Source organism: Paenibacillus sp. Y930, assembly GCF_056786375.1.
This window is the reverse complement of sequence record NZ_JBXCIX010000003.1, coordinates 67,384-79,623: the sequence shown is the minus strand read 5'-3', so window position 1 is coordinate 79,623 and position 12,240 is coordinate 67,384. Positions and strand designations below refer to the sequence as shown.

Annotated in this window: 8 protein-coding genes; 6 read left to right on the top strand and 2 right to left on the bottom strand. The window is 41.9% G+C overall.

Annotated elements, in window-relative coordinates:
* Positions 1–168: 168 nt before the first annotated feature.
* Complete coding sequence (locus AC1TO5_RS09420) at positions 169–963, bottom strand: AraC family transcriptional regulator (protein WP_482062562.1); 795 nt, start codon at positions 961–963, stop codon at positions 169–171.
* Positions 964–1,152: 189 nt separating this feature from the next.
* Between AC1TO5_RS09420 and AC1TO5_RS09415 the strand changes: the two genes are divergently transcribed.
* From AC1TO5_RS09415 to AC1TO5_RS09405, 3 genes are all read left to right on the top strand, one after another.
* Positions 1,153–3,552, top strand: coding sequence for an alpha-L-arabinofuranosidase C-terminal domain-containing protein (locus AC1TO5_RS09415; RefSeq protein WP_482062561.1), 2,400 nt, complete (start codon positions 1,153–1,155; stop codon positions 3,550–3,552).
* 210 nt (positions 3,553–3,762) lie between these two features.
* A complete protein-coding gene (locus AC1TO5_RS09410) occupies positions 3,763–4,917 on the top strand; it encodes a Gfo/Idh/MocA family protein (protein WP_482062560.1) in 1,155 nt (384 codons plus the stop codon).
* An 80-nt stretch (positions 4,918–4,997) separates the two neighbouring features.
* A complete protein-coding gene (locus AC1TO5_RS09405; RefSeq protein WP_482062559.1) occupies positions 4,998–6,071 on the top strand; it encodes a Gfo/Idh/MocA family protein in 1,074 nt (357 codons plus the stop codon).
* Positions 6,072–6,126: 55 nt separating this feature from the next.
* Here the strand turns inward: AC1TO5_RS09405 and AC1TO5_RS09400 are convergent, their stop codons facing one another.
* Positions 6,127–7,023, bottom strand: a complete 897-nt coding sequence (locus AC1TO5_RS09400; RefSeq protein ID WP_482062558.1) for a helix-turn-helix domain-containing protein — start codon at positions 7,021–7,023, stop codon at positions 6,127–6,129.
* A 259-nt stretch (positions 7,024–7,282) separates the two neighbouring features.
* Between AC1TO5_RS09400 and AC1TO5_RS09395 the strand changes: the two genes are divergently transcribed.
* The 3 genes from AC1TO5_RS09395 to AC1TO5_RS09385 all read left to right on the top strand — a co-directional run bounded on the left by AC1TO5_RS09395 (position 7,283) and on the right by AC1TO5_RS09385 (position 12,240).
* Positions 7,283–9,031 (top strand): cache domain-containing sensor histidine kinase, encoded by a 1,749-nt coding sequence (locus tag AC1TO5_RS09395; protein WP_482062557.1) that lies wholly within the window; start codon positions 7,283–7,285, stop codon positions 9,029–9,031.
* Entirely contained in the window at positions 9,024–10,478 is a 1,455-nt protein-coding gene (locus AC1TO5_RS09390; protein ID WP_482062556.1) for a response regulator transcription factor, read from the top strand. Before AC1TO5_RS09395 ends, AC1TO5_RS09390 begins: the two co-directional genes overlap by 8 nt.
* A 61-nt stretch (positions 10,479–10,539) precedes the next feature.
* Complete coding sequence (locus AC1TO5_RS09385) at positions 10,540–12,240, top strand: extracellular solute-binding protein (RefSeq protein WP_482062555.1); 1,701 nt, start codon at positions 10,540–10,542, stop codon at positions 12,238–12,240.

The window sequence follows — 12,240 nt, the reverse complement described above, 5'->3', positions numbered from 1 at the left end:
TTAGGAGAGATGTATTCGCACTGTATTATGAATAAAGGCTAAGCAAATATAGCATACTCTGATCGAAATCTACGAACGGAACACTAAGTTTGCAAACTGGGAACATATCACGCTCCGTAGCCAGACGTTATGATGTAAGTTAAAGCTGTTAATTGGTGAAAAGGAGTGTCACGTGGCAGACGATCGGTATTTACGGCGATACTGGGTCGGCGTTAAGTGTACGCTCTTCTTGAATTGTCTCATAAAGTGAACCTCGTTCTCATAGCCGCAACGCTCTGCGATTGTCTTAATATCCTGAGTGAAATTTTCCAACAAATAAATGGCGTATTGGAGCCGATTATGAATAATATCGTTGATGATTGTCACGCCGAATATTTCTTTGTACAGCTGTTGAAAATGAGACCTGCTCATATTCATACTCATTGCGAGCTCATCGATGGAATACGAAATTGAAGGTGTATTATAGATCATGTTTCGGAGATTAATAAATTGTTCGTAATGCTTACTAATCTGATGATTGGAATCAATACGGGTATGCATTTCGCTAAGCTTCATAAGCAGGCAACGTACGGTGGCGTCCATAATCTCGCGTTTGTATGGGCCGTTATGTACATGCTCACTTTGCAGCTCGCTCACCTTTCTAGAAATATAAAAAGGATCGTGAGCAGTCATGATCGTATCAAGCGGAAGTCGAAGCTGCTCGCAAAGCTCGTCTATTTCATCGGAATCAAAGTGGAACCAGTCATGCACCATCTGCTGCTCAAAAACTTTATAGTATTGTTTGCTACCTCTATCAAACAGAATATAGCTGTTTTGTTCTGTGACGATACGTTTGCCCTTCGATTCGACCTCTATCCTGCAGCGGAAGAGCACAAATAAATAATCGCCGGAGCCATCTGGACGATCGATGCTGAACCCTTCTTGATGCGTAGTATTGTAGCCACATCTTTTAATATCAATCAAGATAATCCCTCCACATAATTGGACAATAAATCAGTTAATACCTATCATACATCATTTACGATTGCGACATAAAGAAGGAAAATAAGATTGTATAACAATAATATTATGGATTATATTTCAGTTGTGAGGATAAGTGATACCTATAGTAACTAACGTGGACGTGAATAACAATTAGTGGAGGAGATTCATATGAGTGAGACAAAAGGTAAGCTTAAGATTTATACGCAGCAACGGGGGGCGGAACTCGGCGATTTATTCGGCATTTTCTTCGAGGACTTAAACCATGCGGCAGACGGTGGGCTCTATGCGGAATTAGTCCGCAATCGTTCGTTCGAGTTTGATCCGATCGATCACCCGGATTTCCATGCGCTGACTGCTTGGGAGAAAGTCGAGAGAGGTGGCGGACAGGCCGAGCTCCGGATCGAGGACTCGCAGCCGATCAATGACCGTAATCGACACTACGTCGTAATTACCATTGATAAAGCTGGTGCTGGAGTCGGCATGGCGAATGCAGGGTTTAATTCGGGAATCCCGATTAGGGTGGGAGAAGACTATCGATTTTCCTTCTACGCGAAGCGTGATGAAAGCTTGAGTGAGCCGGTTCGCATTGCGATTGAAAGCAAGGCAGGAGTCGTTCACGGAGAAGCGACTGTTGTGGTGGACTCGTCTGAATGGAGTAGATACGAGGCGGTTATTTCAATTAATGAAACAAATTTCAGCAGTAGGCTGACGATAACGACAACTGGAGTAGGTAAGCTGTATATGGATATGATCTCGTTGTTCCCGGTTCAGACGTTTCTAGGACGTACAAACGGGCTGCGGGAAGATATTGCGTCTTTACTGGCTGAGTTGAAGCCGAAGTTTATACGTTTTCCAGGTGGTTGTCTCGTACATGATGGTTCACTTAACTCGGATGATCGCGACTCGATGTACCGTTGGAAGAACACGATTGGTCCAGTTGAACAACGTCCTTCGAGAAGAAATAATTGGCGATATAATCAGACACTTGGTTTAGGCTATTATGAATACTTCCTGTTCTGCAAGGATATTGGTGCGAAACCGATTCCCATCTTGCCAGCCGGGTATGACCCTCACCATAAGCGGATCGTACCGATTGATGAGCTGGGACCATGGATCGATGATGCACTTGATCTGATCGAATTCGCGAATGGCGATTCATCAACGAAATGGGGAGAAATCCGTACTCAGCTTGGACATGCTGAGCCGTTCGGACTTGAATATATCGGTATTGGCAATGAGGAGGTCGGTGAACCGTTCTTCGAGAGATATACATACTTCCACCAAGCGATCAAGGCAAAGTATCCACATATTAAGATCATCAATTCAAGTGGTCCTTTCGCTGCAGGAGGGGAATATGAACGGGGCTGGAAATCGGCAAGAGATAATCAATCGGATTTGGTAGATGAGCATTATTATCAGTCGCCTGAGTGGTTTCTGGCTAACTTTGATCGCTATGACAAGTTTAAGGCTGATGAGCCGAAGGTGTTTCTAGGTGAATACGCCTCATGGGGCAATACGTATTATAATGCGCTCGCGGAAGCGACATTCATGATTGGCTTGGAACGCAATGCCCATGCGGTTGGACTTGCCTGCTATGCGCCGATGCTATGTAACGTTGATTACGTGAACTGGAAGCCAGATCTAATCTGGTTCAACAATCATGAGGTGTTTGGAACAGCGAACTATTATGTGCAGCAGCTGTTCATGCACCATCAAGGCGACCAATTACTCCACATAGAAGCGAGCGGCTTCGAGGAGCTGCAAGCGACCGATCTGAAGCCCATTAATGGGGCAATTGAGTTTGCTGCGAACGCTAGCAGTGTCAACTTCTCGGACGTACGCATCGTAAACAACGATACAAGCGAAGAACGATCTTTCGTCGGCTGGACGGCCGAGCTGTCGGATACAGAAGAAGCTCGCCTCGAAGGCAAGGCGAAGGGCTCAGCGCGACTTGGTGATACCGATTGGACGAACTATACGCTATACATGACGGCTAAGAGGACGAGCGGAACGAAAGGATTTGTCGTGTACTTTGGCCAAGCAGATGACCAAAACCAATTATTCTGGGAACTCGGCGGCTGGCAAAATCAAGATTCGATGATCAGCTCTCGTGTGAACGGACGAAGCTCTTGCTTAACTCAAAGCTTGTTCGCTGTCGAGACGGACGTCACATATGAGCTTGCGCTTGAAGTATCGGGCAGACAGGTGCGCGGCTTCATCAATGGTGAGCTCATTCATGATACGGTTGATAAGCTACCATCTCTCCAGCCGCTCTACTATTCTTCAAGCGCAGATGACGCAACAGGCGACACAATCGTCAAGGTTGTTAATATGCAGGACGTTGCTGTAGCTGCGGATATTGCTTTGGAGGATTTGCAGGAGGCAGGCGAACGCTTTGTCGAAAGTTTTGAACTAGCAGGACATTCGCTTGAGGATGAGAACAGCTTCGATGAGCCTCAGAAGATTGTACCGATTCAGCACGACTTCTCGTACGAAGGTAGCGGCTTTTCTCATCAGTTTCCGGCTCAGTCGATTACCGTATTCAGAATCAAGATGCCAGCGGTATAGTCAGAACATGCACATAAGACAACTCGTTAATTAAAAAATGTAATGCCGAAAGCAGGTGGCTCCTCGAATTCATCAGGAGTCATCTTTTTGCTGCGTCTATGACAAATGGGAATGAACCACAAAGTAGCGGTATTTTTGCACAATATGAACATACAAATGCAAAGGGAATATTGTTAAGCTTTTAGTATCAACTATATTGGAGGTTTAGCGATGCTAAAAGTAGCTATTATTGGTTCGGGTGCTATTTCCAGCGCCCATATTGAAGCGTACCTACAGTTTCCTACCCGTTGTAAGATTGTAGCTATTGTCGACATTTATGAGAAAAAAGCTTTAGAACAAATTCAAAAATTTGGGCTTGAAGCAAGTGCATATACCGATTATAAAGATATTTTGGCTGAAGATATTGATGTAGTATCCATTTGCACGCCGCCCTATACACATGCTTTTTTGGCTGTTGAATTTCTTGAAGCTAACAAGCATGTATTGGTCGAGAAACCGATGGCTTCCTCATTGGCGGAATGTGATCAGATGAATGAGGCTGCTCAAAAAACGGATAAATTGTTGTCTATTGTTGCGCAAAATAGATTCAGAACGCCCATGATGAAATTAAAGTCGGTCATTGATAGTAGTCTAATGGGAGAAATCGTACATGTACAAGTTGACTCCTTCTGGTGGAGAGGTCACTGCTACTATGATTTGTGGTGGAGAGGCACCTGGGAAAAAGAAGGAGGAGGGCCAACGTTAAATCATGCTGTACATCATATCGATGCCATGCTCTGGATGGTAGGCTGTCCGAGCCAAGTACAAGCCTTTATGAGCAATGTATCGCATGATAATGCCGAGGTAGAAGATTTGTCGATGGCTATGCTTCGTTTTGATGGAGGCGCTCTTGGTCAAATTACAAGCTCAGTTGTTCATCACGGTGAAGAGCAGCAGTTAATTATGCAAGGCAAAAACGCCCGAATATCTGTCCCATGGAAGGTGAAAGCTTCTATCTCTACTGAGAATGGATTCCCCAAACCGAATGAGGAGCTTGAGAACAAGCTTCATGAGCTGTATGAGAGTTTACCAGAGGTCGCTTATGAAGGGCATACGGGACAAATTGATAACATGCTTTCAGCTATTGAAGGAGCATCAGAAGTACTTATTGATGGAATGAGTGGTCGTCAAACATTAGAGCTGATCACTGCGATCTATAAGTCAGCAAGTACAGGCGAATTAGTACAATTGCCGCTTCAGCCTAATGATCCTTTCTATACGAGGGAAGGCATTCAAGCAAATGCAACCCATTTCTATGAGAAACAAACTTCCATTGAAAACTTTCAAGCGACATCCATTACAACTGGTAGTAATTATAAATCTTAGCTTAGGCTTTCGGTGCTACTTTTTATTTGCGAGGTAGTAGCTCTAGACATGATCATAAAAAGTTTTAGGAGATGATTATTATGCAGAAAAACAACGGTATGTATTACGCACCAGTAGGTAAGAGCAATCAGGTATGTGAACCAGGACAATTTATTTTTGCTGCTGCGGCTTTAGATCATGGTCATATTTATGGGATGTGTAATGGGCTTCTAGAAGCAGGCGGCCAATTGAAGTGGGTATACGATCCTGATCAAGAGAAAGTAAATAAATTCATAGAAAAATACCCAAATATTCGTGTTGCGAGTTCGTTAGAAGAGATACTGCAGGATCAGGAGGTTAAGCTCGTTGCAGGAGCGGCCATTACATCCGAACGTTGTGCGCTTGGACTACAAGTTATGGCAGCAGGCAAAGATTATTTTACAGATAAAGCCCCGTTTACAACTATGGATCAGCTCGAATCTGCTCGTTCGATGGTACAAGAAACAGGCAGAAAATATGCGGTTTATTACAGTGAGCGGTTGCACAATGAAAGTGCAGTCTACGCGGGTCAATTGATTGAGCAAGGAGCGATTGGACGAGTGCTGCAAGTGTTAGGTCTTGGACCGCATCGCATTAACTTGGCGCAAAGACCAGAGTGGTTTTTCCAAAGTGAACAATACGGCGGCATACTTTGCGATATTGGGAGTCACCAAATCGAACAATTTTTATACTTTACAGGAGCAAAAAATGCGACTTTAGCTCATAGTAAAGTCGCAAACTATCATTATCCTCAGTATCCGGGATTCGAGGATTTCGGCGATGCAACGTTCATTGGCGATAACGGAGCAACTGGTTATTTCCGGGTGGATTGGTTCACGCCAGAAGGTCTAAGCACATGGGGAGATGGACGAACGACGATTTTGGGTACGGATGGATATATTGAATTACGTAAGTATGTTGATATTGGAAGAGAAAGCTCAGGCGACCATGTATATCTCGTCAACGGGGAAGGAGAACAGCATATACATGTTGCGGGAAAAGTTGGCTATCCGTATTTTGGTCAATTAATAGTAGATTGTTTGAACCGTACGGAGTATGCAATGACGCAAGAGCATGCGTTTAAGGCGGCTGAACTTAGTTTAATTGCACAGCGTGATGCATATCGCATTGTGTAATTAAACTAAGGCTTAATGTGTAGCTAATCCTATAAATAATAGTAGAATTTCGCAGTTATTTGTACTGCTGAATATTGTTAAGCCATCGGTTGCGATAGTGGTGCGGTGTCGAACCGAAATGGTTTTTGAATTGCTTGATGAAGTGCGAGCAATTCGTAATTCCTACTTCCTCGGCTATGCGTGCAACGGCATAATCACTGGACATAAGTAGTAGCAGCGCTTGCTGCATTCTCTTTGCTGTAAGATAATCAGTAATGCTGCTACCAGTGGCGTCTTTGAATAAGTGAGATAAATGATGCGCAGAAAGATGTAAATCGCGGCTCATGCTCTCTAGACGCAAAGGCTCTTTGAAGTTGTTATCCAACCACTCCATTATTCGTTCAACCTGATGTGGTTTTCGTCTTTCCTTTTGGTCAGAGGGGCTTAACGCATTACTTTCCCAGATCCGCTTGAAAGTTCGGAAAAATGAAATCAAAAACAAAGAAAATTCCTCGAAATATCGGTCTTTGGACAACTCGGAAATATTCTCATCCAAACTATGTAAAACAGTCGCTAGCCGCTCCATTTCGACTTGGTTACACCAAACTGAAGCGGGGAGATTGCCTTTATGTATATACTTGAAAAAACTTTGTAGGGCAGGCCATTTTTCAAAGTAAGCTTCATATAAGGAAGGCTCAAAATGAACGATTGAGCGTACAAACGGAACATCCTCACTAATATTCATCTGAACGTAATGTAATGTGTATGGCTGAAATACACAAATTAATCCCGATTTTATTTCATAGCTTTTTTGATCGACAATGAGAGTGCCGTTGCCTTCATGTATCATTAGAATCTCGACGCCCTGATGGGCATGAAATACGCCTTGAAATTGCTTCTCATTCATACTTTTGCGCTCATAAACGAAATAGAGGGGAATACTGTGAAGATCGACATTATGAATAGTAGACATTCTGCATCGCTCCTATACTTCTAATATGTTCGACAGTCATCAGCATAATCCTCGTATATCTTTCACTTTAAGCGGAAGTTCAAAACAGTAGACTTTGATATGTAACAAGCTGCTCCATTAGCGAAAATAGCTAGCGGAGCAGCTTGTTTTTTGTAAATTGCATTATTGAATGAAAACGCTTATCATAAAATTGAATTAACATATATATCAATAAATCAATAGAAAAGTTAATTGGTGGTATAGGAGTGGGAAATACTATATGAAGGAACGACTTCAGAAGCTCAGCCTGATTCAACAAATTATGTATCTTATTTTGTTTATGCTAATCATTCTCTTGAGTTCTTTTATCATTTCTAACAAAATTGCTGAGCGCACTGTCGAGAATAAGGTTACGGAGTCCTCGAATAAAATTATATTGCAGATCGAAGAAACGATGGCGAGCTTTTTTAAGGATATGGACGGTATTTCTTATTCATTGCTTTACAGTCCGACGATCCAATCGTATTTGAGTATGAATGAAGATCTAACAAGAATTTTAATGAATAAAGAAATGTTATCTGTATTTTCCAGTACGCTTGCTTTGAAGGAGAACATGATGGGCATTCAGCTCTATGACAGGGAAGGTCAGATGGCCGCAAGTGCCGGACAAGCTTATTCCCCAGTAATGAAGCGAAAAGTGTCTGATATCGAATATTCGGTCGTTAATCCTAATCAATTGAACGGTACATATTATACGATTTCCGTTCCGGTGTATAATTTGCAAAACAATCGCGTACTTGAGGATTATCGAGGGATGTGCGTATTCATTATGGACGTCATGCACTTCAAAAATATACTTAGCAAATCAAAGCTTTCACAGAACTCTAAACTGTTGCTTGTCGATCAAAACGATCAAATAATAACGGGTACAGATGAGGTAAGCACGGAAGAACTAGTTCAAGTAGAAGTGTTGCGCAATGATAATCACTATATTGTTCAAGATATTACGCTGGCCTACAATAGTTGGAAAATCATTAGCATCATCCCCAAAAAGGAGCTTCTGGCAGATCTGAACATCATTAAGCGCTTAAATATTGTTACGTATATCATTATATTCTCGATATTCTGTTTGTTTTTGCTCATATTCTATAGTCGTATTCTGAAGCCTGTTAAAGCTTTACTAGATTTCGTGAAAAATTATGCGAGAAGCGACGGTCAAAGTAGGTTTAATGTCGTTTACCACAATGAAATCGGAGTGCTTGCTAATAACTTGAATCAGATGCTTGATGATATCGATACATTAAGTCAAGATGTTCAAAATGTGCAGCTGAGGATGTATGAAACTGAAATCGTAAATAAACAAATGGAGGTCTCGACTTTACGCAACCAAATAAATCCTCATTTCCTATATAATACGTTTGAATTGATCAGAGCGATGGCTTTATTTCATAAAGTAGAGGATATCGCACATATCTCCACATCTCTGTCGAGTATGTTCCGTTACTCCGTAAAAGGAGACAATATTGTATTTATTCAAGATGAGATTATTCATATACAGGAATACGCCAACATTATTGAGTTTCGTTTTCGAGGGAAAATTAAAATTGTCATTAACGCTGATGAAAGCGTCTATAAAGTCAAGATATTAAAAATGCTACTTCAGCCTTTAGTGGAGAATGCAGTATTTCATGGGCTGGAGAAAAAGATCGCTCCAGGAATAGTTAATGTTAGCATTGTCAGGATTGGAAAGAATATGATTCGAGTTACGATCGCAGATGATGGTTGTGGAATAGAAGCAGACCGTCTCCAAGAACTGAGGGTTTCATTGCAGCAATTAGAAACATCCGGAAACCAGTTGAATGATGTTAGCCAAGGCATTGGGCTAGCTAATAGTTATCGCAGAATTAAACTATTTTATGGAGATCAAGCGGATTTGACGATCGACAGTGAATGGAAGAAAGGGACCACTATATGTATTACAATACCTACGGATATGGGCATTAAAGAGATGGGGGAGGCCAATGTATAACGTATTGATTGTTGACGATGAACCTTGGGTTGCATATGGAATTGCGAATTTAATAGATTGGGAGAGTCTCGGATTCACTATTATTGGAGAAGCGCATGATGGTTTGACTGCGCTGGACATTATTATAGATAAAAAACCGGAACTGGTTATTTCTGATATTCGGATGCCTGGACTGGACGGAATCGAACTATTGGAAAAAGTAAATGGGCTGAAATTAGAAACAAAGGTTGCCCTCATAAGTGGATATGCGGATTTCGCTTATGCCCAAAGGGCGGTACGCTTAGGAGCATTCGATTATTTGTTAAAGCAGATTGAAAAAGACAAGCTACTAAGTATGGTTGAGCGGTTTAAGGTGGGAATGCTGCAAAAGAAAAAGGCAACGCAGGAGAAGGAATTGCCACTAGATGATCTGTTCGAGTTTTTGGAATCGGATAATAATTTTACAATCGGAAATTTTCTGTCTAACAGAGGGCTAGCATTTAATTATCCGCATTACCGATTTCTTTGCTGCAGATATTCTTCCTCAACGATATCTCTTTTCTCTGAACAGAAGTTGCAGGTGAATGGACTGCAGTCTGTCCGGATTCGCACAGGACATAACAAAGTTTCGATGCTTATCAATTATGATGAAAGCAAGCACCCCGTCAAAGTAGTGGATTATATCACGGATAACCTAGCTGGTGTGGAGTTCGTTGGGATCAGTAGCATCGGATTATATTCTGCACCGATTGCCAAGCTTTATCAGGAATCAGATATCGCGATGTTCACGACTAGCTTTCATCGTGGGAAACAGACCTTATATTACGAAGCACAAGAGCTTCCGCCAGAGATTCGTAAAATAATTCTGAATCTGGAAGTGTCCATCAAAGAACAAACACGAGAGAAAATCGAAACCCTTCTGAGTCGCTTAGGAGATGAGTGCAATAATCAATTTATAAATATCGATCTTATATCCTCGATCTATAATCAAGTCGTTTCACTTGTTTACAAATACCATGGGCATTCGGGCAAGATCAACGAAATTTCCCATCTCCATTATGAGTCTATCGCCCGGTCATACGAATCAATCAAACAACTCTTCGATGGGTTGAAAGCATTCTTCAATCAATTGAGCGGAGAAGAAGTATATATCCCCAATGAAAAAGCAATGAAAATTATCAAATTTATTGACAGTAGCTTTACCGAGGATATTTTGTTAAGTGAGATTGCCAAAGACTTCAATTTTAGTCTCGGGTACGTGAGTACTTTGATCAAGAAAGAAACAGGGGTAACCTATTCAGATTATATTATGTATAAGCGATTAAATACAGCTAAGGAGTTAATGAACGATCCAGATCTTTCGATTCAAGACATTGTTCATAGAGTGGGGTACAAAGATTATTTTCATTTCAACAAGCTATTCAAAAAGCACTTCGGAATTACGCCAAGTAAGTTTCGTAAGCTATAAATGGTAGCCTTGATATCGATTACGGTATTTGGAACTCTATAAAGGAAGGATTTACACTCTTATGAAGATTAAGAAAGAGAAATTGCTCGTCTATGCTTTTCTCATAATTGCTATGATGTTAGCAGGTTGTACTTCGAAAGGAAATAACGAAGGAGTTAACTATTCAGCGAAAACTGCATTGCAGGGCAACACTCAATCGCAGACGTCATCCAAAGTAGTCTGGTTCTCGACGGTAGACTTCTGGAATCCGCCCAAAACATGGAGCACAGATCCAAAGACTGTAGCAGGTGCGATTACGGAGCAGACCGGACTGACGTTCGAATTCAATATTCCAGCGCAAAGTGGTGCAACGAAGCTGAACCTGATGCTCGTTTCGAAAGAAGATTTGCCTGATGTAATGACATTAACTGATCCGATTTTGGTAGGTAAATTAATTGAGACAGGGAAGGTTTGGGATCTGGACGAGTTCCTTACCCAATATGATCCTGAATCACATATTCTCGAAGAATTTCCGGCCGATGTGAAGGAAGTCATCGAGGCACGGGATGGTGGATTCTACGCTTATCCGAGCCACATCAACTCGTCTGATGCTAGAAGGGTATATCAACTTTCCGAGCAATATTACAGGGATTTGCTAAGCTATGGTTATAACCAAGGTATTATCGTGAATCAAAATATACTGAAGGAAGCGGGCCTGACGCTTGATGACCTGAGGACAGAAGTAGGATTGCTTGCAGCCTATCAGAAAGTTAAAGACCTGAACCTTGAGATTGATGGAGCGCCTATCATTCCTCTACTAGTGGATGGAAAAGCCTATCAGGAGTATTCGACATTGAGCTTCCTCCAGGATACATTCGGCGCAATGCCAGTTGATAAGCAGGGTAACTATCGGGATGTCATTCTGGCTCCAGAAACGAAACAAGCGTTGGAATTTCTCTATAAAGCCCAACGGGGAGGTTACTTCGATCCAGGTCAATTAACGGTAGATAATGCAGCGGTGAAGGCAGAGATTGCTACAGGGAGAGTATTCACATTTATCGGAAACATGGCGAATAATGCCTACTTTAATAACGATTACTGGACATCCTCGGGCGCGATTTTATCTGACAATGGGACGATACCAGTTCTAGGGAAGAGCTTTCGGCCAGATGGCGGCTGGATGAAAACCTTTATCTCTAAATCTACCAAAGAGCCAGAAAAACTGGCGAAATGGCTTAGCTTTATGACTAGTAAAGAAGGAATGCTCTTACATAGCTTCGGAATTGAAGGTGTCGATTACACTATTGACGATAAAGGTCTAGTGGTGAAGACGGAACAAGGGATTAAGAACGCAACCGACTATATGAATACCGGAGTTTTTGCTTTCTGGCCATTTCATCATAACGCATTTATCTGGAGCGTTTCCGCTGGGCCGACCGAAGAGACGGATATGTCTGCCATAACTGTTTACCGGGCATCTAGCGCGTATAGCCGAACGTCCGGCATTCAAATTTATAACACGGCGCCACTTATAATACCCGGTGACTTGTTGCCTGTAGATAGTGATCTAGCCAACGATGAAATGAAAATTAAAGCCTATAAAGAATCGCAAATTGCGATCATCATTATGGCAAAGAACGACGAAGAGTTTAACAAACAGTATGAAGAGATGATCGTTCAACTGAAAGTATTAGGAATTGAAGCGATCGATAAGGAAAAGGATAACTATTTCAAACGGAAATCAAAGGGATATGGAGTCGAGGTAAAGGGGATAAATTCTTGA

Bases quoted from the DNA above. Each gene is read 5' to 3' on its own strand.
- AC1TO5_RS09415 (WP_482062561.1), top strand. From the start codon at position 1,153: ATGAGTGAGACAAAAGGTAAGCTTAAGATTTATACGCAGCAACGGGGG.
- AC1TO5_RS09410 (WP_482062560.1), top strand. From the start codon at position 3,763: ATGCTAAAAGTAGCTATTATTGGTTCGGGTGCTATTTCCAGCGCCCAT.
- AC1TO5_RS09405 (WP_482062559.1), top strand. From the start codon at position 4,998: ATGCAGAAAAACAACGGTATGTATTACGCACCAGTAGGTAAGAGCAAT.
- AC1TO5_RS09400 (WP_482062558.1), bottom strand. From the start codon at position 7,023: ATGTCTACTATTCATAATGTCGATCTTCACAGTATTCCCCTCTATTTC.
- AC1TO5_RS09395 (WP_482062557.1), top strand. From the start codon at position 7,283: ATGAAGGAACGACTTCAGAAGCTCAGCCTGATTCAACAAATTATGTAT.
- AC1TO5_RS09390 (WP_482062556.1), top strand. From the start codon at position 9,024: ATGTATAACGTATTGATTGTTGACGATGAACCTTGGGTTGCATATGGA.
- AC1TO5_RS09385 (WP_482062555.1), top strand. From the start codon at position 10,540: ATGAAGATTAAGAAAGAGAAATTGCTCGTCTATGCTTTTCTCATAATT.